The 25,547-nt window shown below is 69.6% G+C and carries 24 protein-coding genes, 1 tRNA gene and 2 pseudogenes; 13 read left to right on the top strand and 14 right to left on the bottom strand.

Annotation, left to right across the window (positions count from 1 at the left end):
- Window positions 1–66: 66 nt before the first annotated feature.
- The 3 genes from E3O49_RS07840 to E3O49_RS07830 all read right to left on the bottom strand — a co-directional run bounded on the left by E3O49_RS07840 (window position 67) and on the right by E3O49_RS07830 (window position 2,023).
- Window positions 67–819, bottom strand: a complete 753-nt coding sequence (locus E3O49_RS07840; protein WP_134365705.1) for an SGNH/GDSL hydrolase family protein — start codon at window positions 817–819, stop codon at window positions 67–69.
- 58 nt (window positions 820–877) lie between these two features.
- The gene (locus E3O49_RS07835) at window positions 878–1,486 is read right to left on the bottom strand and encodes a HEAT repeat domain-containing protein (RefSeq protein ID WP_134365704.1); all 609 of its coding nucleotides are present in this window, start codon (window positions 1,484–1,486) and stop codon (window positions 878–880) included.
- 72 nt (window positions 1,487–1,558) lie between these two features.
- The gene (locus tag E3O49_RS07830; protein ID WP_198415964.1) at window positions 1,559–2,023 is read right to left on the bottom strand and encodes a GNAT family N-acetyltransferase; all 465 of its coding nucleotides are present in this window, start codon (window positions 2,021–2,023) and stop codon (window positions 1,559–1,561) included.
- A 51-nt stretch (window positions 2,024–2,074) separates the two neighbouring features.
- Between E3O49_RS07830 and E3O49_RS07825 the strand changes: the two genes are divergently transcribed.
- The 3 genes from E3O49_RS07825 to E3O49_RS07815 are packed head-to-tail and all read left to right on the top strand — an operon-like array spanning window position 2,075 to window position 4,160.
- Entirely contained in the window at window positions 2,075–2,521 is a 447-nt protein-coding gene (locus E3O49_RS07825; protein WP_134365703.1) for a MaoC family dehydratase N-terminal domain-containing protein, read from the top strand.
- The gene (locus tag E3O49_RS07820) at window positions 2,518–2,952 is read left to right on the top strand and encodes a MaoC family dehydratase (RefSeq protein ID WP_134365702.1); all 435 of its coding nucleotides are present in this window, start codon (window positions 2,518–2,520) and stop codon (window positions 2,950–2,952) included. The genes E3O49_RS07825 and E3O49_RS07820 overlap by 4 nt, the downstream gene beginning before the upstream one ends.
- Window positions 2,953–2,966: 14 nt before the next feature.
- Window positions 2,967–4,160: a UDP-N-acetylmuramate dehydrogenase gene (locus tag E3O49_RS07815; protein WP_134451300.1), complete on the top strand. Its 1,194-nt coding sequence runs from the start codon at window positions 2,967–2,969 to the stop codon at window positions 4,158–4,160.
- A gap of 27 nt (window positions 4,161–4,187) precedes the next feature.
- Here E3O49_RS07815 and E3O49_RS07810 read toward each other — a convergent pair whose 3' ends face one another.
- The 5 genes from E3O49_RS07810 to E3O49_RS07790 form a co-directional block, all read right to left on the bottom strand.
- Window positions 4,188–5,072 carry a hypothetical protein gene (locus tag E3O49_RS07810; RefSeq protein WP_134365700.1) on the bottom strand — a complete coding sequence of 295 codons (885 nt, stop codon included), beginning with the start codon at window positions 5,070–5,072 and terminating at the stop codon, window positions 4,188–4,190.
- A complete protein-coding gene (locus E3O49_RS07805) occupies window positions 5,072–5,767 on the bottom strand; it encodes a hypothetical protein (protein ID WP_134365699.1) in 696 nt (231 codons plus the stop codon). Before E3O49_RS07805 ends, E3O49_RS07810 begins: the two co-directional genes overlap by 1 nt.
- Window positions 5,768–6,086: 319 nt before the next feature.
- Window positions 6,087–7,010, bottom strand: a complete 924-nt coding sequence (locus tag E3O49_RS07800) for an ABC transporter permease (protein ID WP_134365698.1) — start codon at window positions 7,008–7,010, stop codon at window positions 6,087–6,089.
- Window positions 7,007–7,921 carry an ABC transporter ATP-binding protein gene (locus E3O49_RS07795; RefSeq protein ID WP_134365697.1) on the bottom strand — a complete coding sequence of 305 codons (915 nt, stop codon included), beginning with the start codon at window positions 7,919–7,921 and terminating at the stop codon, window positions 7,007–7,009. The genes E3O49_RS07800 and E3O49_RS07795 overlap by 4 nt, the downstream gene beginning before the upstream one ends.
- Window positions 7,922–8,102: 181 nt before the next feature.
- Window positions 8,103–9,305: a pyridoxal phosphate-dependent aminotransferase gene (locus E3O49_RS07790; RefSeq protein WP_134365696.1), complete on the bottom strand. Its 1,203-nt coding sequence runs from the start codon at window positions 9,303–9,305 to the stop codon at window positions 8,103–8,105.
- A 222-nt stretch (window positions 9,306–9,527) separates the two neighbouring features.
- Between E3O49_RS07790 and E3O49_RS07785 the strand changes: the two genes are divergently transcribed.
- From E3O49_RS07785 to rplA, 5 genes are all read left to right on the top strand, one after another.
- Window positions 9,528–9,600, top strand: a tRNA-Trp gene (locus E3O49_RS07785).
- 41 nt (window positions 9,601–9,641) lie between these two features.
- Window positions 9,642–9,917, top strand: a complete 276-nt coding sequence (secE, locus tag E3O49_RS07780) for a preprotein translocase subunit SecE (RefSeq protein ID WP_134365695.1) — start codon at window positions 9,642–9,644, stop codon at window positions 9,915–9,917.
- Between the two features lie 94 nt (window positions 9,918–10,011).
- A complete protein-coding gene (nusG, locus tag E3O49_RS07775) occupies window positions 10,012–10,998 on the top strand; it encodes a transcription termination/antitermination protein NusG (RefSeq protein ID WP_134365694.1) in 987 nt (328 codons plus the stop codon).
- 82 nt (window positions 10,999–11,080) lie between these two features.
- Window positions 11,081–11,512 (top strand): 50S ribosomal protein L11, encoded by a 432-nt coding sequence (gene rplK / locus E3O49_RS07770; RefSeq protein ID WP_134365693.1) that lies wholly within the window; start codon window positions 11,081–11,083, stop codon window positions 11,510–11,512.
- Between the two features lie 90 nt (window positions 11,513–11,602).
- Window positions 11,603–12,292, top strand: a complete 690-nt coding sequence (gene rplA, locus E3O49_RS07765; RefSeq protein ID WP_134365692.1) for a 50S ribosomal protein L1 — start codon at window positions 11,603–11,605, stop codon at window positions 12,290–12,292.
- Window positions 12,293–12,366: 74 nt separating this feature from the next.
- On the opposite strand, the gene E3O49_RS07760 is transcribed toward rplA, so the two are convergent.
- The 4 genes from E3O49_RS07760 to E3O49_RS07745 form a co-directional block, all read right to left on the bottom strand.
- Complete coding sequence (locus E3O49_RS07760; protein WP_134451298.1) at window positions 12,367–13,911, bottom strand: APC family permease; 1,545 nt, start codon at window positions 13,909–13,911, stop codon at window positions 12,367–12,369.
- A 242-nt stretch (window positions 13,912–14,153) separates the two neighbouring features.
- Window positions 14,154–15,587: a gamma-aminobutyraldehyde dehydrogenase gene (locus E3O49_RS07755; protein ID WP_134365690.1), complete on the bottom strand. Its 1,434-nt coding sequence runs from the start codon at window positions 15,585–15,587 to the stop codon at window positions 14,154–14,156.
- 128 nt (window positions 15,588–15,715) lie between these two features.
- Complete coding sequence (locus E3O49_RS07750) at window positions 15,716–16,501, bottom strand: PDC sensor domain-containing protein (RefSeq protein WP_134365689.1); 786 nt, start codon at window positions 16,499–16,501, stop codon at window positions 15,716–15,718.
- Between the two features lie 22 nt (window positions 16,502–16,523).
- Complete coding sequence (locus tag E3O49_RS07745; protein ID WP_134365688.1) at window positions 16,524–17,288, bottom strand: FadR/GntR family transcriptional regulator; 765 nt, start codon at window positions 17,286–17,288, stop codon at window positions 16,524–16,526.
- A 174-nt stretch (window positions 17,289–17,462) separates the two neighbouring features.
- On the opposite strand from E3O49_RS07745, the gene E3O49_RS07740 reads away from it, so the two are divergent.
- Both E3O49_RS07740 and E3O49_RS07735 read left to right on the top strand, forming a co-directional pair.
- A complete protein-coding gene (locus E3O49_RS07740; protein ID WP_134402996.1) occupies window positions 17,463–18,617 on the top strand; it encodes an acyl-CoA dehydrogenase family protein in 1,155 nt (384 codons plus the stop codon).
- Between the two features lie 54 nt (window positions 18,618–18,671).
- Entirely contained in the window at window positions 18,672–19,322 is a 651-nt protein-coding gene (locus tag E3O49_RS07735) for a GntR family transcriptional regulator (protein ID WP_160141054.1), read from the top strand.
- 125 nt (window positions 19,323–19,447) lie between these two features.
- Here E3O49_RS07735 and E3O49_RS07730 read toward each other — a convergent pair whose 3' ends face one another.
- Window positions 19,448–20,509, bottom strand: a complete 1,062-nt coding sequence (locus E3O49_RS07730; RefSeq protein WP_160141053.1) for an ATP-binding cassette domain-containing protein — start codon at window positions 20,507–20,509, stop codon at window positions 19,448–19,450.
- Between the two features lie 171 nt (window positions 20,510–20,680).
- Here E3O49_RS07730 and E3O49_RS07725 point away from each other — a divergent pair, with 171 nt between their 5' ends.
- The 3 genes and pseudogenes from E3O49_RS07725 (at window position 20,681) to E3O49_RS07715 (ending at window position 24,123) form a co-directional block, all read left to right on the top strand.
- The gene (locus E3O49_RS07725; protein ID WP_134402990.1) at window positions 20,681–22,348 is read left to right on the top strand and encodes a circularly permuted type 2 ATP-grasp protein; all 1,668 of its coding nucleotides are present in this window, start codon (window positions 20,681–20,683) and stop codon (window positions 22,346–22,348) included.
- Window positions 22,349–22,350: 2 nt separating this feature from the next.
- Window positions 22,351–23,281: pseudogene (locus tag E3O49_RS07720) on the top strand (alpha-E domain-containing protein).
- Window positions 23,278–24,123, top strand: coding sequence for a transglutaminase family protein (locus tag E3O49_RS07715; RefSeq protein WP_134410700.1), 846 nt, complete (start codon window positions 23,278–23,280; stop codon window positions 24,121–24,123). Before E3O49_RS07720 ends, E3O49_RS07715 begins: the two are co-directional and overlap by 4 nt.
- A 72-nt stretch (window positions 24,124–24,195) precedes the next feature.
- Here the strand turns inward: E3O49_RS07715 and E3O49_RS07710 are convergent.
- Window positions 24,196–25,421: pseudogene (locus E3O49_RS07710) on the bottom strand (MFS transporter).
- Window positions 25,422–25,547 lie beyond the last annotated feature (126 nt).

Genomic DNA, 25,547 nt, shown 5'->3' with positions numbered 1-25,547 from the left:
CCGGGTGGGCGCGTCGCGACGGGCGGGCGCGGCGGGGCGCGTGGCGGCTGCGTGGGGCGGGACCCCTCAGTCGGCGTCGACCGGCTCCAGGGCGGGGCGCTTCGGCGGGCGGCCGTCGCCGGAGGAGCGCCCGGTGAGGCGGCGGCCGATCCACGGCAGCACGAACTCGCGGTAGTACGCCGCCGTGCCCTGCACGTGCTCGGCGGACGCGGCCGGCGCATCCAGCCACTCCACCGGAACCGGGACGCCGAGCTCGGCCAGCACGTTCGTCGCCACCCGGGTGTGCCCGAGGGCGTTCAGGTGCAGTTTGTCGACGGACCAGAACCGCTTGTGCTCGAGCTCGGTGTCGACCCAGTTGTCGACCAGGGTGACGCCCGGCCGGTCGAACGCGGCGCGCGCGGCGTCGGCCAGCCGGTCGCCGCGCTGGCGCATCAGGTTGCCGAGCGGCAGGTGGTGCGACGGATTGCCGCCGCTGAGCACGAGCACGTGCACGCCCTCGTCGAGGGCGCGGTCGACGGCCTGCTGCAGCAGGCCGACCACGTAGGAGATCTCGACCCGGGGGCGCATCACATCGTTGCCGCCGCCGCAGATGCTGATCAGGTCCGGGCCGAGCGCGAGGGCCGGCTCGAGCTGCTCGGCGACGATCGGGCCGAGCAGCCGGCCCCGCACGGCGAGGTTCGCGTAGGACACGGGGGCCTCGGATGCCGCGGCCAGGCCGAGCGCGACGAGGTCGGCCCAGCCGCGCACCTGCCCGCCCGGCAGGTCGTCGCCGACGCCCTCGGTGAAGCTGTCGCCGATGGCGACGTAGCGCTGAAACATCCGGTCCCCCGTTGCGGTGCAGATTGTGCCGGCGCGGTGTGCCCGCCGGGCGGCCGAACTACTCGCTCGGGTGGCTGTGCTTGGTGCCGTGGGTCTGTTCGACGCCCTGGGTGGAGTCCGCGGTCAGGCTGAACCGTGCGTTGAGCACGTCCCGGGCCTGCTGGGCCGCACGACGCACCTCTTTGTCGGGGTCGCGCAGGCGCTGCACGATCGTGGCGAGGTGGTCCTCGGTGCCCTGGGCGGCCAGCGCGTGGAGGGCGGCGGCGCGCACGCGCGACACCTCATCGGTGGTCAGGCGCACGAGCTTGGGGGCGACCTCGAGGCCGCGGAGCAGGATGACCTTCGCGCACATCTCGCGCACCCGCCAGGCCTGGTTGTTCAGGCCGACGACGATGTACGGCGCGGCGCCGTCGCTCCAGACGTAGAGCAGCGCGCGGGCGCCCCAGAGCTCGGGCCAGTAGAGGGCGGGGGCGCCTTCGAGGATGCCCAGGGCGTGGCGTCCGCCGGCGTAGAGCAGGAAGTCCTTGCCCGCGTTCTTGGCGCGGAGGAGCGCGATCGAGTTGTCGATGACCGTTTGTTCGCCATAGTGCGCGACGGCCGCATGGATGCGTTCGGCCGTGGGCAGGTCGATGGGAAGGTCGGGGTGAGGCTCTAATTTGTTATGCATGGCATGACTACGGTATCAAGCGCCCGTGGCGCTGGCCAATACCGGCGCCCCGGCCGGCCCTCAGGCCGCAACTCAGGTGAGGTCGTCGCCGGTCGTGAGGGTGCGTTCGAACCCGTGCGCGCGCTCGTAGATGCCGTAGTTGCCGATCTCCCGGTAGCCGAGGCGGCGGTACAGCGAGAGGGCCTCCGGCTGCGCGTGCCCGGTCTCCAGGCGCAGCTGCCGGTAGCCGAGTTCGCGGGCCAGTTCCTCGAGGGCGGCGAGCACGGCCGAGGCGTGGCCCTGCCGGCGGTAGGCCGGGTTGGTCCACATCCGTTTCACCTCGCCGGTCGTGTCGTCGAGCCGACGGATGCCGCCGCCCGCCACCGTGGCGCCCCCGTCGAGCAGCACCAGGAAGCCGCCCGTCGGCGGCTCGAACGCCCCGCCCGGAACGTCGTGCACGGAGTCGCCGTCGCCGTAACGCTCGTCGTACTCGCGGCGGAGGTCGGCGAGGAGCGGGGCCACCTCCTGGTCGGTGAAGCGTACGCGCTTGAATTCCACATCAGCCAGTCTGCCCGATCCGTGCCGGGTGCGAAAAGGTAAGCTCCTCCTGTGTCTGTCAACCCCGAACTGCAGGGCCGGGTCTTCCCGCCCGTCGCCCCCTACCTTGTCGGCCGGGAGAAGGTGCGCGAGTTCGCCCGCGCCGTCTTCGCCACCAGTCCGATCAACCTCGACCCGGAAGCCGCGCGCGCCGCGGGCTACGCCGACGTCGTCGCCCCGCCCACCTTCGCCGTGGTCGTGCAGGAGGCCACGCTGGCGCAGCTTCTGGCCGAGCCGGATGCCGGAATCGACTTCAGCCGGGTCGTGCACGGCGACCAGCGATTCAGCTTCAGCCGCCCGATCGTGGCCGGCGACCTGCTCACCGCCACCCTCACGGTGGCGAGCGTCAAGAGCCTCGGCGGCCACTCGATGGTGACGGCCGAATCGCGCGTCGTCGACGCCGCCGGCGCCCACGTGGTCACCGCGACCTCCACCCTCGTCGTCAGGGGAGACGAATGACCAGCCAGGCAACACCCGTTCTCGCCGACCTGACCGTGGGCGACGTCGTCGCCACCGGCACGTTCCCGTTGACGCGCGATTCCCTGGTGCGCTACGCCGGAGCATCCGGGGACTTCAACCCCATTCACTACCGTGACGACGTCGCCGTCTCCGTCGGCCTGCCGGGGGTGCTCGCCCATGGCATGCTCACCATGGGCTTCGCCGTGCAGCCGGTCGTCGACTGGGCCGGCGACCCCGGCCGCATCGTCGACTACCAGGTGCGGTTCACCCGCCCGGTGCTGGTGGATCCGGTCGACGGCGCCGAAGTGACCGTGGTGGCCAAGGTCGGCGCCATCGACCCGGCCGCCGGAATCGCCCGCATCGACCTCGCCGTGTCGGCCAACGAGGTGACTGTGCTCGGCAAGGCGCAGGCCCGCGTCAGCCTGGTCTGAGCGGACCGCGCCCGATGACCGAGCTCGCACCCCCTCCTTTCGCCCAGCTGACCACCATGGCCGTGGGCGGCCCCCCGGCCCGGATGGTCTCCCCGGCGACCGAGCAGGACCTGGTCGACCAGACGCTCGAGGCGTGGGCGTCCGGTGACGATTGGATGCTGCTCGGCGGCGGCTCCAACACCGTGGTCGCCGACGAGGGCTTCGACGGCACCGTGATCCGGGTGCTGACCCGCGGGGTCAGCGTGCTCGACCCTGCTTCTGCTTCTGAGCCGGCGTCTGCTTCTGCGTCGGCCTCGGCCTCGACCGAGCCCGGGCGGCTGCGGCTGCGCGTGCAGGCCGGCGAACCGTGGGACGAGGTGGTGGCCTACACGGTCGCGCAGGGCTGGGCCGGCATCGAGGCCCTGTCCGGCATCCCCGGGTCGACCGGGGCGGCCCCGGTGCAGAACATCGGCGCCTACGGGCAGGAGCTCGGCAGCAGCCTGGCGGCGATCGACTTCCTGGACTACGAGACCCATGAGCTGCGCCGGATGCCCGCGGCGGAGCTCGCACTCGGCTATCGCACCTCGGTGCTCAAGCAGGGGCTCCGCGGCCTGGTGGTCGCGGTGGAACTGGACCTGCACGACACCCGGGCGGAGGCATCCGTTCTCGGCAGCGCCCTCAGTCGGCCGGTTGCGTACGCGCAGCTCGCGACGGCCCTCGGCGTGCAGTTGGGCGACCGCGTGCCGCTGACCGCGCTGCGGGAGACCGTGCTGGGGCTGCGCGCGGCGAAGGGGATGGTGCTCGACCCGGCCGACCCGGACACCCGCAGTTCCGGTTCGTTCTTCACCAACCCGATCGTGTCGCTGGCCTTCTCGCGCACCCTGCCGGCCGCATGCCCGCGCTGGCCGCTGAACGAGCAGGAGCTGCCCGACCGAGTGATCCCGCTCGACGAGTACGCCGGGGTGGGACCGATCCCGGGCACGCCCGTCGTGCCGCTGGTCAAGCTGAGCGCGGCCTGGCTGATCGAGAACTCGGGCATCACGCGCGGCTTCCGGCTGCCCGGTTCGCGCGCCGCCGTGTCGAGCAAGCACACGCTCGCGCTGACCAACACGGGGGGAGCGACCGCCGACGAGATCGCACAACTCGCCCGCCTCGTGCTGGGCCGGGTGCAGGCCGAGTTCGGCGTCAACCTGCAGCCCGAGCCGGTGCTGGTCGGTCTGGACCTGTAGCCCGGGCCGGTGGCCCCGGGTCGGTGGTCAGTCGGCTCGGCGGAACACGACGACGATGCCGACGACGATGAGCAGCAGTCCGATCGCGACGACACCGCTGAGAAGCCGGAGGGTCGGGTCCGCGGGGGCGGGCGCCAGCACCCCGATCAGCATGAAGGCGGCGAAGGCGAGCAGCAGCACGCCCCAGACGATGGTGCCGAAGAGCGGCCGGCGAGTGCGGCGCACGGATGCCGTCGGCTGCGCGGGCACGTCCGGCACCGCTGCCGCGGGGTACCCCGGCCCACCGGCGACCGGGTAGGCGGGTGCCCCCGTCGCCGGGCGGACAGGCTTGGCGGCCGGGAGATCGGCCGGGAGATAACGAAGCGTCGCGGTGTCGCCCGTCGTGTCCGCTGCCGTGTCGGCCGCGGTGCCGGTTCCGGTTCCGGTTCCGGTTCCGGTGCCGGACCGCTCGAGCCGGTATTCGGGGATCGGCCCCGGGGACGCGATGGTGTGCGCACCGTCTGGGTCGGTGCCGGTGCCGGGCCCGGTTCCGGGCCTGGTGGCATCGGGCCCGGGGGCGAAGGCCTCGGTGAGGTCGGAGGGCTCGGACGCACCGGCTTCGGGCGCCTCGCGGTCGGGCTCCACGCCGTCGCGCACCGGGGTGAACGCCACGGTCAGGTCGTCGGGAACGGCAGGTCCGGTGGCCGCGCTGTCGGGGGCGGGGGCCAGGGCCACGGTGAGGTCGGAGACCTCGGCCTCGGACGCCGCGGGCTCCAGCGCGACCGTCTCGGACAGTGCGTCGGTGTCGGGTTCGGGCGCTGCGGCATCCGTGCGCTCGCCCGTGCCCGGTGGGTCCGTGCGCGGCTCGCCGCTGCTGGCTTCGTCGTTACCGGGCTCGGCCGCGGCGGGGTCGTCCGGGTGCGGGGTGACCATCAGGGGCCCCCGGGGTCGGCGCCGACGACCGAGACCTGGCCGAGGAGGGTCCAGACGCGCACGCGCGCGACCGGCGGGGCGTCGCCGGGGTTGAACGTGCGCGCGTCGTGGAAGAAGATGCCGCCCTGCTGCACCGCGGCTCTCTCGCCGACGTAATCGATCTCGCCGGCCAGGGTGCTGGCCTCGACGCGCACGGACCGGTTGTCCGGCAGGACGAGCTCGGTCACGCCGACCCCCATCCAGACGTCGATCGTGCGCGCCTCCGCGGCGGCGGCGTCGAGGGCCGAGAGCTCGATGGTCGCCCGGCCGGAGAGCACGGCGTAGCCCGGGGGAGCGCCGGCGGCGTCGGCGCTCACGGTCCAGGTGGCGGCTCCGACCGGGAAGAACTGCGTGCCGGCGGGGAACAGGCCCACGACTACCAGGACCACGGCCGCCAGAAAGGCGAACCGGCCGACGGCGCCGCTCTGCTTGCCGCGGATACCCAGCACGATGATCCCGACGGCGAGCACGCCGAGTGCGACGGACAGGCCGACGACCGGCACCGCGGCAGACCAGACGCCGCCGGAGATCACGGCGGCCGCGACGGCTCCGGCGAGGAGGGCCAGGCCCAGCACGATCGCGGCGAAGCCGACCTCGGGGCGGCGGTCGCGCCACGAGCCACGGGCACTCCCGGCGGCGGCCACCCCGGCGGGCACCGTCGTCGCCTAACTCTCGGGGGCATCGGTCATGCTGACAGTCTGCTCGCGGTGGATCCGGCCGACAATGCCCCCGGCCGGCGACGGATGCTTCGTCCAGCCCGGTCCTTCGCCCGGCGGCCCGTCTCGCCCCAAACGGGAAACGGTGTCCGGCGCCCTACCAATTCGACGGAGATTCTGCTCTAAAAAGTGGGATTCCGGTGTTTCGGGCCCGATGCGGGCAAAATCTCCGTCGAATTCGTTCTGCCCGGGAATTGCTGCACCGCAGCGCGACCCCGCAGCGCGACCCGGCAGCGCGACCGCGCAGCGCGGAACGGCGCTAGGTGTCCTTGCGGATCCAGCGGAAGGTGACCCGGCTGAGCACGAGCCCGACGACCAGCCAGATCGCCAGGTTGAGCGCGATCAGCGGGAAGTCCCAGGCGCCGCTCTGCTCGAGACTGGCGAAGCTGTCCGGCAGGAACACGCCGCGCATGCCCTGAGCCATCCACTTGAGCGGGAACACGCTGGCCAGGTTCTGCATCCAGTCCGGCAGCAGGTAGAACTGCAGGTAGACGCCGGAGATGAACTGCAGGATCAGCACGATCGGGATGACCACCGCGGTGGCACTCTTGCCCGAGCGGGGCAGCGCCGAGAGCGCGATGCCCAGGAAAGCGCAGGTGACGACGCCGAACAGGAACACCCAGGCGAAGGTCAGCCACTTCCCCGGTTCGGTCGGCAGGTCGATGCCGAGCAGCACCCGGGCGACCAGGATCAGCAGCGCCGCCTGGAAGATACCGGTCACCAGAACCTGACCGATCTTGCCGATGAAATAGCTCAGCGGCGACAGCGGCGTGCCGCCGAGCCGTTTGAGGGTGCCGTCGCCCTTCTCCCCGGCGATGTCGACGGCGAGGTTCTGCACCCCCGAGAGCAGCATGCCGGCGGCGAGCATCCCGGGCAGGTAATACGCGCCCACGCTGATGCCGCCGGTGCCGTCGGGCGCGGCGCCCACATTGCCCGACGACCCGAAAGCGGCCGTGAAGATGGCCAGCATGATGAACGGGAACAGGAACGTGAAGAACACGCTGTCCGTGGTGCGGAAGTAGATCCGGGTCTCGTAACGGATGCGGGAAAGCCCGACCCGCAGGACCGTCGCCAGCCCGGCGCTCGACCTCGACCTCGCCGTCGACCTCGCACGAGACCCTGGCCGCTCTGCGCTCGCCGCAGCTCGGGTCGTGCTGCCGGAGTCCGTCTCGAGCCGGCTCATGCGAGCACCTCCGCGTCGTTCCCCAGGGCGTCCGCCGCATCCGTCGTGCCGGAGGCCGGCCGGCTGCCGCGCACCAGGCCGAGGTAGATGTCCTCCAGGCTGGGCCGGATCACCTCGAGGTTGCCGGGTTCGCCACCGGATGCCGCGGCGAGTTCGGCCACCAGCCGCGCCGGTTCCTGCGTGCGTTTCTCCTGGAGCGTGCCGGAAGCGTCGCGCCAGCGCACCAAGGGGACCCGGGCATCCGCCCCGCCGATCTCGCCGATGGCACCGATGTCGATCAGCCGGCCGTCGTTGATCACGCCCGCCCGGTCGCCGAGCTGGGCGGCCTCGTCGAGGTAGTGCGTGGTGAGCAGGATGGTCGTGCCCTCCGCCTTGAGCCGGCGCACGAGGTCCCAGAACTGGTGGCGTGCCTCGGGGTCGAAGCCCGTGGTGGGCTCGTCCAGGAACAACAGTTCGGGCCGGCCGATGATGCCCAGCGCCACGTCCACGCGCCGACGCTGGCCGCCGGAGAGCTTGCTGATGCGGGTCTTCGCCTTCGGCTCCAGGCCGACGGCCTCGATCACCTCGGCGACGCGGCGCGGCCGCGGGTAGAGGCCGGCGAAGTGGGTGAGTTGCTCTGTGACGGTGACGTTGCCGCTCTCCCCGCTGGACTGCAGCACGATGCCCAGGCGCGATTTCCAGCCGAGGCCGCCGCGCTGCGGGTCGACGCCAAGCACGCTCACCTCGCCGGAGGTGCGGTCGCGGTAGCCCTCGAGGATCTCGATCGCGGTGCTCTTCCCGGCCCCGTTCGGTCCGAGGAGCGCGAACGTCTCACCGGCCTCGATGTCGAAACTGATCCCGCGCACGGCATTGAAGTCGCCGTAGGACTTGTGCAGGTCGCGCACGCGCACGACCGGGGGCGAAAGTTCCATGGAAATAGGGTCCCATGCCGCGCCGCCCACAGGAAGCACTGCGCACGAACGGATTCCGGGTTCCTCGCCTAGCGCCTCATAGCGACCCTGGATCGCCGCCGCGTGCGCTCAAATGACCGTCATCGTTTCACCGATGGCGGTCATTTGAGCGCACGCGCGAACGGAGGGTGCCCGCGGCGCGCTACGCGAAGAGGCGCTGCAGGCGCTGAACGCCCTCGAGCAGGGCCGCGTCGCTCAGCGCATAGGAGAAGCGCAGGTAGCCGCTGGGGCCGAAGGCCTCTCCGGGCACGGCGGCCACCTCGACCTGGTCGAGAATGAGGTCGGCGAGCTCCAGCGACGTCGTCGGGGTGACGCCGCCCCAGGTGCGACCGAGCAGGCCGGAGACGTCGGGGTAGACGTAGAACGCGCCCTGCGGCGTCGGCGTGACCATGCCGGGGATCTTGTTCAGCTCGGCGACGATGACCTTGCGGCGGCGGTCGAAGGCCTCCCGCATCGCGATCGCGGCATCCTGCGGCCCGGTGAGGGCGGCGATCCCGGCGCGCTGGGAGATGTTCGAGACGTTCGAGGACAGGTGCGACTGCAGGTTGGCCGCCGCCTTCATGGCGTCCTGCGGGCCCACCATCCAGCCGAGCCGCCAGCCGGTCATGGCATAGGTCTTGGCCACGCCGTTGACCAGGATGGTGCGGTCCGCCAGCGCGGGAACCGCCTCCACGATCGACACGGCGCGCACGCCGTCATAGGTGAGGTTCTGGTAGATCTCGTCGCTGATGATCCAGAGGCCGTGTTCCTCGGCCCAGTCGCCGATGGCCTTCGTCTGCTCCGGGGAGTAGACGGCTCCGGTGGGGTTGGACGGTGACACGAACAGGAGCACCTTGGTGCGCGGGGTGCGGGCGGCCTCGAGCTGCTCGACGGTGACGAGGTAGTTCTGGTCGCTGCCCGCGAAGACATCGACCTGCACGCCGCCGGCCAGCCGGATGGATTCCGGATAGGTGGTCCAGTAGGGAGTGGGCACGATGACCTCGTCGCCCGGATCGAGCAGGGTGGCGAAGGCCTGATAGACGGCCTGCTTGCCGCCGTTGGTGACGACCACCTGGCTGGGCGAGACCTGCAGGCCGCTGTCCCGGAGGGTCTTGGCCGCGATCGCCTCGCGCAGGTCCGGCAGCCCGGCCGCGGGGGTGTACCGGTAGTTCTTCGGGTCGAGCACGGCCGCCGCGGCCGCCTCGACGATGTGCGCGGGGGTCGGGAAGTCCGGTTCGCCCGCGGCGAAGCTGATCACCGGCCGGCCGGCCGCCTGCAGCGCCTTGGCCTTGCCGTCGACCTTGAGGGTCGCCGACTCCGCAATGGAGCCGATTCGAGTAGAGATTCGCTTGAGTTCGTGAGCCACGCTTCGAGCATACGGGGCCGCCCCGATCCGGCGAAGGGCCGAACCCGGCCAATTCCGCGCTCCGAGGGCCGCGGGTGGGCCCCGGGCGGGGCCTCGGCTTTACAGTGGCCGCCGAGTGACCTAGACTTGATTGAGGTAGTTGAATTCCGCCATGCTTTCTTGCGCCTATTTTTGGTCAGTTTCCACGGATGCGCGCAACAAGGTAATCTGGATTTGCTCCATAGGGTGGTGGCTCAATTGGTAGAGCAGCGGTCTCCAAAACCGCAGGTTGCAGGTTCGAGTCCTGTCCGCCCTGCAAGTCGGTGGCATTCCGTCGGCCCATGAAAGGTGTATCTGGTGGCCCGAAAAGTTGTCGACGAACCCAGTGAGGAAATCGTCGCAAACGCGAAATTGGCGCGCGATTCCAAGCGCAGCCCTTTCGCTCGGATCTCCCTGTTCATCCAGCAGGTCATGGCGGAACTCCGCAAGGTCGTCACGCCGACTCGCAAGGAACTTCTGAGCTACACGGGCGTCGTGCTGGTATTCGTGACGATCATGATGGCCCTGGTTTCCGGCCTCGACTGGGTGTTCGCGCTCGTCGTGACCTACGTGTTCGGAACGCCAGGCGGCTAAGGCCGCCGTGACCCCACGGTCACCGCACAGATTCATGGCAACGCTGAACGGGTCACGCTTTCGTGCCCAGACAATTGATAAGGATTGAGATTTAGTGACTGAGACGAATCACGACGATGTCGACTGGGCCACCGCTGCCGAGCAGTCCTCCAACGAGGACGAAGCGCAGGAGGGCAACACCCTCGCCGAAGAAGAAGAGTCGGTAGAGGCCGCCGAGCAGGTCGCCCTGCACGTGTTCGACCCGAACGTCGGAGTCGAAGACAACCTCGACGCCGCTCTGGATGCTCTCGCCGAGTCGGTGGACCCCAAAGCCGACGCGATCGTCGACGACGCCCTCGACATCGATTCCGCCGATGAGGCCGAGGCCTCCGTCGAAGCCGTCGAAGACGAAGAGAAGCTCGACGCCGCGGCAGAGGCAGAGGCAGAGGCAGAGGCCGCGCCCGTCGAGGACGAGACCCCCGAAGACCCCTACGAAGAGTTCCGCAAGGAACTGCGTTTCCAGCCGGGCAAGTGGTTCGTCATCCACTCCTACGCCGGCTTCGAACGCCGCGTGAAGTCGAACATCGAGAACCGCAAGCAGTCGATGGCCATGGAAGATTTCATCTACCAGGTCGAGGTTCCGATGGAAGACGTCGTCGAGATCAAGAACGGCCAGCGCAAGATGGTCACCCGCGTCCGTATCCCCGGCTACGTGCTCGTGCGGATGGACCTCAACGAAGACAGCTGGTCCGTGGTGCGTCACACGCCGGGCGTCACCGGATTCGTCGGCAACGCGCACAACCCGACGCCGCTGCGTTTCGAGGAAGCCTTCGGCATGCTGAAGAGCCTCGTCGAGATCCAGGATGTCCCCACCGCCAAGACCGGCGCCGGACACGGCGGCAAGGTTCCGACCCGTGCCCTCCCGGCCGAGATCGACTACGAGATCGGCGAAACCATCACGATCAAGGAAGGCTCGTTCGCGGGCCTGCCCGGATCGATCAGCGAGATCAAGGCGGAGAGCGGCAAGCTCATCGTGCTGGTGTCCCTCTTCGAGCGCGAGACCCCGGTCGAGCTCAGCTTCGACCAGGTCACCAAGCTCTAAATACTTCACATTCACCGGGGCCCGTCCGGGCTACCGGGAGAGCGGCCCCTGGCTGCTCGTCATCACAAAGTAAGGAAGAACAATGGCACCGAAGAAGAAGGTAACTGGTCTGATCAAGCTTCAGATCAAGGCCGGCGCCGCCAACCCCGCACCGCCCATCGGGCCGGCACTGGGCCAGCACGGCGTCAACATCATGGAGTTCTGCAAGGCGTACAACGCTCAGACGGAATCCCAGCGCGGCAACGTCATCCCGGTGGAAATCACCGTCTACGACGACCGTTCATTCACTTTCATCCTGAAGACCCCGCCCGCAGCGGAGCTCATCAAGAAGGCGGCCGGCGTCGCCAAGGGCAGTGGCACCCCGCACACCGTCAAGGTCGCGAAGCTCACCAAGGCCCAGGTCCGCGAAATCGCCGAGACCAAGATGGTTGACCTCAACGCCAACGACATCGACGCAGCAGCGAAGATCATCGCCGGAACCGCCCGTTCCATGGGTATCACGGTCGAGGCCTAAGCGACACCCACCGGCATCCCGCCACAGCAGTACGTGGAAGAGCCAGCCAGGCTCGCACCACACTCTCAACTCGTTTTACAGGAGATTCAAATGGCACAGAAGTCAAAGGCCTACCGGGCCGCGGCCGAGAAGATCGACGCAGACAAGCTCTACACCCCGACCGAGGCAGTCACCCTGGCTCGCGAGACCGGCTCCGCGAACTTCAACTCCACCGTTGAGGTTGCCCTCAAGCTCGGCGTTGACCCCCGCAAGGCTGACCAGATGGTTCGCGGTACCGTGATTCTTCCTCACGGCACCGGACGCACCGCCCGCGTCATCGTCTTCGCAACCGGCCCGGCCGCCGAGGCAGCCATCGCTGCCGGCGCCGACGAGGTCGGTGGCGACGAGCTGATCGAGAAGGTGGCCGCCGGCTACACCTCGTTCGACTCCGCCGTCTCGACCCCGGAGCTCATGGGTAAGGTCGGTCGCCTGGGTAAGGTCCTCGGCCCGCGTGGTCTCATGCCGAACCCGAAGACCGGAACCGTGACGCCTGACGTCGCGCGCGCCGTGTCCGACATCAAGGGTGGAAAGATCGCGTTCCGCGTCGACAAGCACGCCAACGTGCAGTTCGTCGTCGGCAAGGCGTCCTTCACCGCTGAGCAGCTGAACGAGAACATCAGCGCCGCTCTCGAGGAGATCGTCCGCCTCAAGCCGAGCTCTTCCAAGGGCCGCTACATCATGAAGGGCGCCGTGTCGACCACGTTCGGCCCCGGCATCCCGCTCGATGTGAACAGCATCTAGCCAGTTCCACCGCGGCTTCAGCCGCAGCACGAAGGGCCCGTCGCGAGACGGGCCCTTCGGTCGTTAACGGATGCCTACTGCGTCGACGTCGTCGGACGCGCGTCCTTCCGGTGGGCGTTCTGCGGGTGTGCCCGGAGCATGGCGGCCACTGCGATCGCATCGCCCTCCGGCTGGTGCGAGGCGCTGTGCGGTTTGGCGATGAACAGGTAGAGCAGCCCGCTGCCCATCACCACGGCCAGGCCGATCAGCACGATCCAGTCGTCGAGGAAGACGCCGGTCGAACCCGGCCGGGCCAGCAGGACCATGGCGAAGATCCCGTAGAGCAGTGCGACGACGTTGACGACGAAGCCCACCGGTCCGAGGTTGAACGGCCCGGCGGGGCGCCAGCCCTTGAACCTCTGCCGCAGGGCCGCGAGCACCACCATCTGGAAGGCGACGTAGATGCCGATCACGGCGAACGCGGTGATCTGGGTGAGCAGCGTGCTGCCGCCCACATAGATCAGCAGGCAGAGCAACAGCGGGATCGTGCAGGCCACGATCAACGCGTTGACCGGGACGGTGGTGCGCGGTGACACCTTGCCCAGCCAAGCGTGGCCGGGGATCATCCCGTCCCGGGCGAAGGCGAACATCAGCCGGCTCGCCGCGGCCTGCAGGCTGAGCACGCAGGAGAGGAATGCCGTCAGGGCGACGATGAGGAAGAGCTTGGCGCCGACGGTGCCGAGGGTCGCCTCGAGGATCGCTGGAATCGGGTCGATGTCGGTGCCGTTGACCACGGCCTGGAGGTCTGGCGCCGCCATCACGTAGCCGCCGAACGAGAAGAGGGCGGACACTCCGCCGATCAGGATCGTGAGGATCATGGCCCGGGGGATTCCCCTGGCGGGGTCCGGCACCTCCTCGGCAACGTCACCGCAGGCCTCGAATCCGTAGAACAGGAACAGGCCGGCGAGGGCCGCACCGAGGAAGGCGGCGGCGTAGCTGTCGTTGCCCTGGACGCCCATCGTGTCGAAGAAGATGCTGAACTCCTGCTTGCGCTGGAAGATGAGCAGGTACAGGCCGAGGCCAATTACGCCGATCAGCTCGGCGGCGAGGCCGATCCGGGCGACCCGGGACAGCATCTTCGTGCCCGAGAAGTTGAACGCGAACGCCACCACGAGGAACAGCACCGAGAGGCCGAGGGTGACCTCCTTGGTGACGGGCGCGTTGATCAGGTTGGCGAGGAAGCCGCTGCCGAACTCCGCGACTGCGGTGATGGTGACGAGCATGGCCCAGACGTAGACCCACGCGGCCATCCAGGCGTACCGCTTGCCCCAGAGTCGCCGGGTCCAGGGGTAGATTCCGCCGGCGATCGGGTATTGGGACACCACTTCGCCGAAGACGAGGGCCACCAGCAGCTGGCCGGTTCCCACGATCACGAGCCAGAAGATCGAGGGCGGCCCGCCCGTGCTGAGAGCCAGCGCGAAGAGTGAGTAGACGCCGACGAGGGGGGACAGATAGGTGAAGCCGAGGGCGAGGTTGGCCCAGAGCGACATGGACCGATGAAACGAGTCGTCGTAGCCGAGGGCCTTGAGGTGCTCGCTGTCGCCGAGCCCCTTCTTCTGTGGAGATGCGTTGGATGACATTGGGACCTTTCCGATCATGCCCGAGGGACGTGCGGCCACACCCCCTAGCCGCGGACACCTCATTGTGTGTGTGCTTCAACATAGTGGACCGCAGACCGCAAAGGTGCGGAACCGGATGTTTGTCTTCCGCGGCGTGTTGCCGGTGAGAGTGGCCGTTCCGGTCGAGAGTGACCGGCAGAACGGGCACTCTCGACCGGAACGGGAACAGGGGAGGGGGTCGTGCGAGGCGGGTCAGGCCGAGGTCAGCCGATGTAGCTCATCACGTGCTTGATCCGGGTGTAGTCCTCGAGGCCGTACAGGGAGAGGTCCTTGCCGTAGCCGGAGTGCTTGAAACCGCCGTGCGGCATTTCGGCGACGAGCGGGATGTGCGTGTTGATCCAGACGCAGCCGAAATCGAGGCGCTTGGCCATGCGCATCGCGGTGCCGTGGTCCCGGGTCCAGACGGATGACGCCAGGCCGTACTGCACATCGTTGGCCCAGGCCAGCGCCTGCGCCTCGTCGGTGAACTTCTGCACCGTCATCACCGGGCCGAAGAACTCGTTCTGCACCGCGTCGTCACCCTGGCGCAGGTCGGTGATGATCGTGGCCTCGTGGAAGTAGCCGACCGAGCCCTGGCGGTGGCCGCCGAGCGCCACGTTCGCGTGGTCGGGCAGGCTGTCGACGACGCCCTCGATCCGGGCGAGGTGCTCGGCGCTGGAGAGGGCACCGTAGAGCACGCCGTCTTCCCGGGGTCCGCCGGTGCGGGCGTTCTCCCGGGCGTAGGCGGCGAGGGCGGCCACGAATTCGTCATGGATGCCTTCCTGCACGAGCAGGCGGGTGGCGGCGGTGCAGTCCTGGCCGGCGTTGTAGAACCCGGCGGCGGTGATGCCCTCGATCGCCGCCTGGATGTCCGCGTCGTTGAACACGATCACCGGGGCCTTGCCGCCGAGTTCCAGGTGCACCCGCTTGACGTCGAGGGCCGCGGCGCCCGCGACCTCCATGCCGGCGCGCACCGAGCCGGTGATCGACACCATCTGCGGCATGCGGTTCGTGACCAGGGCGCGCCCGGTGTCCCGGTTGCCGGTCACGACGTTGAACGTTCCGGCGGGCAGGAACTCGGAGGCGATTTCGGCCAGCAGCAGGGTCGACACGGGGGTCGAGTCCGACGGCTTGAGCACGACGGCGTTGCCGGCGGCGAGGGCCGGCGCGATCTTCCAGATCGCCATCATCATCGGGTAGTTCCACGGGGTGACCTGGCCGATCACGCCGATCGGTTCGCGGCGCACCATCGAGGTGTGGTCCTTCAGGTACTCGCCGGCGGACTTGCCCTCGAGCACGCGCGCGGCGCCGGCGAAGAAGCGCACCTGGTCGATCATGACCTCAATCTCGTCGCCGACGATCCCCGCCCGCGGCTTGCCGGTGTTCTCGCTCTCGACGTCGGCGAGTTCCTCCGTGCGGGCCTCGAGGGCGTCGGCGAACCTGAGCAGGGCCAGCTGGCGTTCGCCCGGGGTGGTCTCGCCCCAGGTCGTGAAGGCGGTCGCCGCCGCGCCGTAGGCGTCCGCGACATCCGTCTCGGTGGAGACCGGGGTGCGGGCGTACACCTCTTCGGTGGCGGGATTGATGATGTCGAGCTGTTCGCTCGCGCCGGACTCGACGTACTGTCCGTTGACGAAGTTGCGCAGTTCGCGGATGGTCATTCGCTGGCCTTTCGAGGGCGTGGAGGAGCGGAGTCGGTCGTGACTTCAGCGTCGGTGACGTCGGCGTCGCTCGGGGGCCGATGGGCACCTTACGGCGACGATACCTCAAAACATCCGGAATACAATCTTTAAATTGTGGCGTTCCTCGTGCGGGTGGCGATCAGGAACGGGGTGCCGGGGCACGGCATCCGGTCGTAGTCGCCGAGCGGATGCCGCGGGTTCGGCAGGATGTCCCCGGCCGGCAGCGAGGGCTCGGTCGACACCACCACGCGGCCGGCCTCGTTGATCAACAGCACCGGGCTCGCCAGGGCGAGGAAGTGCGGCAGAAGCACCTGTTCGAGGCTCTTCACGAAGACGTCGGCTCCGACGACCCCGACCATGTCCCGGTCCACCCGCACCGGCATGGTCAGCGTGATCACGTAGTCGAACGTGCACAGGTGGTCGACGTATGGCCCGGTCACGTGGGTGTGGTTGGTCGATTCCGGCACCTGGTACCACTCCAGTTCCCGGAAGTCGCGCAGGAACTCGGTGTTCACCCGGGCTGCGAGGTCCAGTCGGCTCGGCCCGCTCGTGGTGCCGAGCAGCGGGGTGCCGGCCAGAGGCCCGAGCCACCACGCGAAGTGGGCGTCGCGCCCGGTCACGTACTGCGGCGCCGCGATGAAACCCGCCCCGATCAGGAGGGACTCGGGCACGCCGCCCGGCGCCGGAGGTTCGGCTCGCAGCGCCGGTACGACGAGAGCTTCGACGAGGGCGTCCAGTTCGGCCGCGCGAACCGGTCCCGCGGCGACGATCGCGTCGCGCCAGCCCTCGAGGGTGCGGAAGGCGCGGGCGAAGATCTCACCGACCTCTGCCGCGCAGGAGGCGAGGCTGAGCTGCGCGGCGTCGGTCAGGTCTGGCACCGACGTCTCAGGCACCGACGTCTCAGGCGGGGTTGTCTCAGGCGGGGTCATAGAGCTGCCCTCCCCGTTCGATTCTCGCCTTGGCGGTCAACAGCCACACGGCCAGGTCCTGCACCTGGCCGGCGACCAGCGCACGGGCGGCCGGACCGTCGGCGCCGGCGATGGCCTCGGCGATCTCACCATTCACCCGGGCCACGCGGCTGCGGATCCCGGCATCGCCGAGGGCCAGGAGCAGCAGGGGGCCGAATTCGGCCTGCAGCCTGATGTGCTCCCGCACGAGCCGGGGGGACTGGCTGAGCACCGCGAGTTCGAGGTAGAAACCACCCGCGGTGGCGCGGGCTCCCGCGGTCCCGCCGCCGGCGCTGTCGGCCAGCCAGGCCCGGAGCCGCTCCGAGTCGACGGGGGAGGCGCGAAGGGCCGCACGCTCGGCGCAGCCCTCGATGATCGTGGAGAAGTACACAGCCAGATCGGACAACTCCACCTGGGCCAGGCCGCGGAGGCGAGCCTGCAGCAGGGCGCTGTGCGGGGCATCCGTCTGGATCACGAAGCTGCCGCCCTCGCGGCCGCGCCGGGTCTCAACCAGGCCGGCGTCGCGCAGGAGGACGAGGCCCTCCCGCACGGTGATCAGGGCCACCCCGAAACGCCGCGCCAGTTCCTGTTCGCTCGGCAGCCGTTCGCCGGGGGTGAGCACGCCGAGGATGATGGCATCGGTGAGGCGCCGGGCGACCTGTTCGGACCGGCCGGCGTCAATGAGCTGCGCGAAGATCGCTTCCCGCGCGCCGGGTCGCAACTGAGCCTCCATTGACCCAATCTAGCCGACCGGACGGGCAGGTGACGGGGCCAATCATGCGCTATAGGATCGACTCACGGCTACCATCGCCGGTGGCGAGTGGCTCGATTTCGTCCGTGTTCCGTCGATCCGTGAAGGATTCTCGTGCCCGCCTCAGGCCGCCCCACAGCCCTCGTTCACAGCCCCCTGGTCGACGCCGTGTTCGACCTCGACGCCCTGCTCAGCGCGGAGGAGATCGCCTGGGCCCGCAAGGCGCGGGCCTTCGCGACCAACCGCATCCTGCCCACCATCGAGGAAGACTTCGAGAACAAGCATTTCCGCCGGGAGTTCGTCGCCGAACTCGGCGCGGCCGGCTTCCTCGGCATGCACCTGACCGGCTACGGCTGTGCCGGCGCCGGGGCGGTGAGCTACGGGCTGGTCTGCCTCGAACTGGAGGCCGCCGACAGCGGCTGGCGCACGTTCGTCTCGGTGCAGGGCTCGCTGGCCATGTCGGCCATCCACCAGTACGGCTCGGAGGAGCAGAAGCAGCGGTGGCTGCCCGGCCTGGCCGCCGGCGAGCTGATCGGCTGCTTCGCTCTGACCGAGGCCGGCGGCGGCAGCGACCCCGCCGCGATGACGACCACCGCGACCCGGGACGGGGCCGGCTGGCTGATCGAGGGTTCCAAACGGTGGATCGGGCTCGCGAGCCTCGCCGACGTCGCGGTGGTCTGGGCTCAGACGGATGCCGGCGTGCGCGGCTTCCTGGTGCCGACCCACACCCCGGGCTTCACGGCGACTCCGATCGAGAACAAGCTCTCCATGCGCGCATCCGTTCAGTGCGATCTGCGCCTCGACGCCGTGCGGGTGCCGGCGGACGCCCTGTTGCCGGACGCGGCCGGACTGTCCGGGCCGTTCGGCTGCCTGAACGAGGCGCGGTTTGGCATCGTCTGGGGCGCGATGGGCGCCGCCCGCAGCTGCCTCGACGCCGCCATCCTGCGCTCGGAGACCCGCGAGGTGTTCGGCAAGCCGATCGGGGCCACCCAGCTGATCCAGGCCAAACTCGCCGACATGCTGGTCGAGTACGAGAAGGGGGTGCTGCTCGCGCTGCACCTGGGGCGGCTCAAGGAGCAGGGCACACTCACCCCGGCCCAGATCAGCGTCGGCAAGCTCAACAGCGTGCGGGAAGCGATCCGGATCGCGCAGAGCGCCCGGGCCATTCTGGGCGGCGACGGCATCACGAGCGAGTTCCCCGTGATGCGGCACCTCGCCAATCTGGAGTCCGTGCGCACCTATGAGGGGACCGACGAGATCCACCAGCTGGTGATCGGACGGGCCCTGACCGACCTGAACGCGTTCTCCTAGCGGCGGATGTGCGATAGTGGCACACGGATCGAAGTGTGGCGGGGGGAGGCCGAAATGACGGTGACCGGGGGGCAGGCCGCGTACGCGAACCTGCGCGCGCGCATCCTCTCGGGTGAACTGCCCGCCAACGCGACCCTGCGGGAGACCGCCCTCGCCCAGGAGCTCGGCCTCAGCCGCACGCCGATCCGGGAGGCGCTGCGCCGGCTCGACGAGGCCGGCCTGGTCGAGTTCATCCCCAATCGCGGCGCGACGGTCATCCCATGGACGGCCGAACAGGTCCGCGAGACGTATTTTCTCCGCGCCGCCCTCGAGAGCCGCGCGGCCGGGCTCGCCGCCGCGCGGATCGAACCCGGCGACCTCGACCGGCTCGGTGCGCTGATCGGGCTGATGGAGGAGTTCGTGCGGAGGACCGACGACCCGGGCATCGACCGGCTCGGCGAGCTGAACGCCGAATTCCACCGGATCATCGTGGCCGCCTCCCGCAGCAAACAGCTCGTCGGCCTGACGGCATCCGTCGGCCGGGTGCCGATGATGAGCCACTTCTTCCGCCGCGACGGCGCCGCGTTCCGGGCCGGCAGCAATCACCAGCACCGCGACATCCTGACCGCCTTGCGCTCGGGCGACGTGGTCTGGGCCGAGGTGGCGATGCGTTCGCACATTCTCGCCGCGCGGAACGCGGTCTCGGCGTTGCCCGCCGACGCGTAGCCGCCCTTCCCGTAGCCGCCCTTCCCGTACCCGCCCTTCCCGTACCCGGCCTCCCCTTCCGGCCGGAGAAGTGCCCGCCGAGCCGTGAGTTCCGCCCCCTTTCCGGCGTTTTTAAGGGTCGCTTCTCACGGCTCGGCGGATTTCTCGCCGAGGATCAGGAGGGGCAGGAGGGGCAGGAGGATCAGGGGGGCAGGGGGGCAGAGACCAGGGGGGCAGGCGGGGTGGGCGCGCGCGGTGGCGAGCAGCTGGCGGGTGCGCGGATGCTGCGGCGCGCTGACGATCTCGGCCCTCGACCCCTGTTCGACGATCCGTCCTGCGTCGAGCACGGCCACCCGGTCGCAGCCGGCCACGGCGTCTCCCAGGTTGCGGGACACGACGATCATGGCCAGTGCGCGCTCCTGCCGGAGGCCGCGGTAGAGCGCGGCGATGGTTGCGTCTGCGGCCGCGTCCTCCGCCGCCTGCCCGGCCGCGTCCGCCGCCGTGCCTGGCGCGACTCCCCGGTCGTCGACGATCAGGAGGCCCGGCCCGCACGCGACGGCGTCGGCGATCAGCACCCGGTGCAGGGTGAGCCGGGGGAGCTGCCCGGGGAGGAGGGTCGATGCGTGCCGGGGGTCCTCGACTCTCGCCCGGTCGAGGTTTTCCAGCATTCGCCGGGTGGCGGCCGCCCGGGACAGGCCCAGGGTGCGCCGGAGCGGGCGGGTGAGCTGCCGCCCGATGGCGCGGTGCGGCGCGAGCCGGGTCGTCGCGTCCGCGGGGACCAGGGCCATCGTGGTTCCGCGGAGTCGTTCGAGGGCCCGGCCCTTGATACCCACCAGTTCTGTGCCGTCCAACAGGATGGAGCCGGCGACGATCCGGTCCGGAGCGGACAGCCGTCCCGCGATGGCCCTGGCGATCTCGGTGGCACCGGAACCGACGTCGCCGACCAGCCCGAGGACCTCCCCGTGCGCCAGCGACAGCGAGATCCCGGTGGCGAGGATCGAGGCATCCGTTCGGGGGCCCCGAACGATCTGGAGTCCGCGCACGTCGACCAGGGCGGTGGCGCGGAATCCGTCGGAGGGCACCGGCTCGTCGCCCTCGGCGGGTGAACCCGCGTCGGGAAACGACCCGAACGCATCCCCGAACGCATCCCCGAACGCATCCCCGAACGCATCCCCGAAGGCGTCGCCGGTGGGAAGGAATGCCTTCACGTTGCCCACCCTCCGCTCTGAATGGTTTCACTGTATGCAATGCCGGGGGTGAATCGCCTGTGTGAACCCCGGCTTCTGCCCATTTGTGTCCCGAAATGGGGAGTTTTGCATACAACCTGGCCGTCATTTCGCTGAAATATCCCGGCAATACCACCCCGCTACGCTCCCGGAATGGTTGACCTGTTCACGGGCTACGGCACGACCGCATCCCTTCGATTGAAAAACGGCGCGCCGAGCGCCTGGGACGAAATGTTCCCCGACCTCACCTCGCTCACGCCGGTGGAGGCGCGCACGGCCTATAAGGACGTGTATGCGGCCCTGGCGAAAATGACGCAGAAAGAGCTCCGGGGCCGCACGGATGCCCTGGCGAGCAGCTATCTCGCCCAGGGGGTCACGTTCGACTTCGCGGGGGAGGAGCGGCCGTTCCCGCTGGACGCGGTGCCGCGCGTGATCGAGCAGCAGGAGTGGGTCACGGTCGAATCCGGGATCAAACAGCGGGTGCGGGCACTCGAGGCGTTCCTCGCGGACATCTACGGACCCCAGGCCGCGGTGCATGACGGCGTCATCCCGGCCGGTCTGATCAGTTCGTCGAGTCACTTCCATCGGCAGGCGGCCGGCATCGTCTCGGCGAACAACGTGCGCATCCAGGTGTCGGGGATCGACCTGATCCGGGACGAGCGGGGAGCCTGGCGAGTGCTCGAGGACAACGTGCGGGTGCCCAGCGGGGTGAGCTACGTCATCTCCAACCGCCGCGTGATGGCCCAGACCCTGCCGGAGCTGTTCGCCTCGATGCGCGTGCGCCCGGTCGGGGACTACCCGAACAAGCTGCTTCAGGCCCTCCGCGCCTCGGCCCCGGCGGGGATCGACGACCCCAACGTGGTCGTGCTCACCCCGGGCGTCTTCAACTCCGCCTACTTCGAGCACACCCTGCTGGCCCGGCTGATGGGAGTCGAGCTCGTCGAGGGGCGGGACCTGTTCTGCTCCGGCGGCCGGGTCTGGATGCGCACCACCGCCGGGCCCACCCGGGTCGACGTGATCTACCGTCGCGTCGACGACGAATTCCTGGACCCGCCGCAGTTCCGGGCCGATTCCCAACTGGGGTCGCCGGGCATCCTGATGGCCGCCCGGCTCGGCAACGTCACCATCGCCAACGCCGTCGGCAACGGGGTCGCCGACGACAAGCTGGTCTACACCTACCTGCCCGAGCTGATCCGGTACTACCTCGGCGAGGACGCCGTCATCCCCAACGTCGACACCTGGCGGCTCGAAGATCCGCTGGCCCTCGAGGAGGTACTGGACCGGCTCGGCGAGCTCGTGGTCAAGCCCGTCGACGGGTCGGGCGGCAAGGGGCTCCTGGTCGGGCCCGCGGCATCCGCCGCCGAGCTGGACACCCTGCCGGCGCAGCTGCTGAAGGACCCGCGTGGCTGGATCGCGCAGCCGGTCGTGCAACTCTCCACCATCCCCACCCTCGTGGACGCGGGCATGCGGCCGCGGCACGCCGACCTGCGACCGTTCGCCGTGAACGACGGCACGGATGTCTGGGTGCTGCCGGGCGGACTCACCCGGGTCGCGCTGCCCGAGGGGGAGCTCGTGGTCAACTCCAGCCAGGGCGGCGGGTCCAAGGACACCTGGGTGATCGGCACGGAACCGGATTCCTTCACCGAGGGGCCCGGGCGCTCCATCCAGGGACTGGTCGCCGGCCAGGCCGCCAACGTGCGCTCGACCGGGGTCGCGCACGCCGTGGACCACTCGCCGCAGGACAAGCCCGTCGGCGACAACGAGCAGCAGCAACAGCAGCAGCAGGCGTCGACCGCGCCGGCCGGGGAGAGAGAGGGGTGAGAATGTTGAGCCGCATCGCGGAAAGCCTGTTCTGGATTGGACGCTACATCGAGCGCAGCGACGGCACGGCGCGCATCCTCGACGTGCACCTCCAACTGTTGCTCGAAGACCCGTGGATCGAGGAGAACCTCGCCTGTCAGTCCCTGCTGCATCTGATGGGGAGCGCCGCGCCGACCGACCGGTTGCTGACCCGCAAGGACGTGCTCGCCACGCTGGCCGTCGACCGCCTTCATCCGGCCTCGATCGCCTATTCGGTCACCGCGGCCCGGGAGAACGCCAGGCGGGTCAGGGAGATCGTGCCGACGGAACTGTGGGAGTGCCTGAATACGACCAGCGCAAGGATGCCCCGCAAGGTCGCCGGCGAGAAGACGCACGACTTCTTCGGCTGGGTGCGCGAGCGCTCGGTGCTCGCCGTGGGCATCGTGGAGTCCGGGGTCAGCCGGGACGAGGCGTGGCAGTTCTTCAACCTGGGTCGCAGCCTCGAGCAGGCGGACATGACCGCCCGGCTGCTGGCCACCCGGTCGCTGACCGAGGCCAGCGGGCCCTCGTGGACCACGATCCTGCGCTCCTGCGGCGCGTACGAGTCCTACCTGCGCACCTACCGGGGGGTGCCCTCGGCCCGGAACGCGGCCGAGTTCCTGCTGCTGGATCGACTGTTCCCCCCGCTCGATCGTGTTCTCCCTCTCCCGGGCGGAGCAGTGCCGGCGCGACATGGAGACCCGCACGGACCGCGTCGGCGTGTCCGACCAGGCGCAGCGGGAGCTGGGCCGGATCCGCAGCCAGCTGGAATATCGGCCGATCATGGATATCCTGAACGACCTGTCCGCGCAGATGGACGCCGTGCAGGAGGCCACCAGCGCCGCCTCGGAAGCCATCGGCGACCGGTATTTCCCCACGAGCACCGTGCCGACCTGGACCGGGGAGGCGTCGTGAACCGGCTGCGGATCCGGCACGTGACCGGCTACCGGTACCAGGGCGAGGTGGGCGCCTCCTACAACGAGGCGAGGATGCTGCCGGTCAGCTCGCCGGACCAGTTCGTGCTGTACGCCGGGCTCGAGATCTCGCCGGTGTCGAGCAACCACGGCTACCTCGACTACTGGGGCACGCAGGTGTCGAGCTTCGAGGTGCTCACCCCGTACACCGAGCTCACACTCACGGCCACCAGCCTGGTGGAGGTGCGGCCGCGCACCCACCTGGCGCATCCGCTGGGCTGGCCGGAACTGGCGGCCGCGAGCCGGCGCAGCACCATCACGGTGGAGCACGCGCGGCAGACCCGGCTGACCGACCCGCCGGAGGATGTCGCTGCGCTGGCCGCCGAGATCGTGGCCCGCCGCGCGAGCCCCTGCGACGCCGCGCTGGAGATCTGCGCCGCCATCGGGGACCAGATGCAGTACGTGCAGGGCGTCACGGGCGTGCACTCCACCGCCCGGGAATCGTGGAGCGACAAGCGCGGCGTGTGCCAGGACATCACCCACATCGCGCTGGGAGCGCTGCGGTCGGCGGGCATTCCCGCCCGGTACGTGTCCGGCTACCTGCACTCGCGGCCGGATGCCGGCATCGGCGAGACCATCCGGGGCGAGTCCCACGCGTGGGTCGAGTGGTTCTGCGGCGACTGGCGCGGCTACGACCCGACCAACTCGATCGACATCGGCGACCGGCACGTGGCCGTCGGACGGGGCCGCGATTACAACGACGTGCCCCCGCTGCGCGGCGTGTTCTCGGGGACGAGCGGGTCGGAACTGTTCGTCACGGTGGAGATCACCCGGGAGGCCTGAGGCGCGCCGCCGGCATCCGTCGTTTCGAACCCACGGATGTCGCGGCGCACCCTGCGGCCGCGGGCGCAGGTTCTACCGCGCGCCCGCGTCCACAACCTGAGCCGCGACGGGAGCCGTCACCGGCAGGGCGACGGATGCCACCCGGCGGCGGGTCAGCCGGGCGCCGCGCGCCGCAGCGACCATGACGACCAGGCCGAGCACCGTCACGCCGGCCCCGGCCCAGATCGGCGAGGTGTAGCCAGCCCGATCGTGATGGTCAGGCCGCCGAGCCAGGCGCCGAGCGTGTTGCCGAGGTTGAAGGCGGCGATGTTGGCGCCGGAGGCCAGGGTGGGCGCCGCGCTGGCGTAGCTCATCACGCGCATCTGCAGGCCGGGAACCGTGGCGAAGCCGAACCCGCCGAGGAGCAGAAGCGATGCGATCGTTGCGACCTGGCTGCGGACGGTCAGCGCGAAGAAGACGAGAACCACCGTCAGGGCCGCCAGCAGCACGATCAGGGTCGTGTCGACGGAACGGTCCGCCGCCTTGCCGCCGACGATATTGCCGATGAAGAGACCCACGCCGAAGAGTATCAACAGGAACGGCACAGTGGATGCCGCGAGGCCGCTGACCTCGGTCAGGGTGAACGCGATGTAGGTGAACGCCCCGAACATGCCCCCGTAGCCGAGCACCGTGACGGCGATGGACAGCCAGACCTGGCCGGAGCGGAAGGCTCTCAGCTCGCCGCGGAGACCGCCGTTCTGGTCGGTGGCGTGCTCGATCTGCGGCACGAGGGTCGCGATTCCGACCAGCGCGATCACGCCGATCAGGGTGATCGCCCAGAACGTGGCGCGCCAGCCGAGGTTCTGGCCGAGCAGGGTGCCGAAGGGCACGCCGAGCACGTTGGCGACGGTCAGGCCGGTGAACATGATCGCGATCGCCCCGGACTTCTTCGTCGGTGCCACCATGTCGGCGGCGAGCACGGAGCCGATGCCGAAGAACGCGCCGTGGCAGAGTGCGGCGACCACCCGGCCGAGCATCATCAGGGCGTAGGTCGGGGCGAGTGCGCTGATCAGGTTGCCGAGGATGAACAGGACCATCAGGGCGATCAGCACCTTCTTGCGCGGCAGCCGGGTCACGGCGGCGGTCAGACCGAGGGTGCCGACGACCACGCTCAGGGCGTAGCCGGAGATCAGCCAGCCGGCCGCGGCCTCGCTGATCCCGAAATCGGCGGCGAGGTCGGGCAGGATGCCCATGATGACGAACTCGGTGAGTCCGATGCCGAACCCTCCGAGGGCGAGGGCGAAAAGGCCAATGGGTATGGGAGGAACTCCTTGAGAACTGTACTTACGCGGATATGCTGCGTACGCTGTTAGTTGCAGGCGCGTTACTTATATTTGCACACGCTAGGTATCGGCGCAAGCAACTACTTGTTTTTCCCGACCGGT

Source organism: Cryobacterium shii (assembly GCF_004402595.1).
GTDB lineage: Bacteria > Actinomycetota > Actinomycetes > Actinomycetales > Microbacteriaceae > Cryobacterium > Cryobacterium shii.
This window is presented reverse-complemented; position numbering and strand designations above follow the sequence as displayed.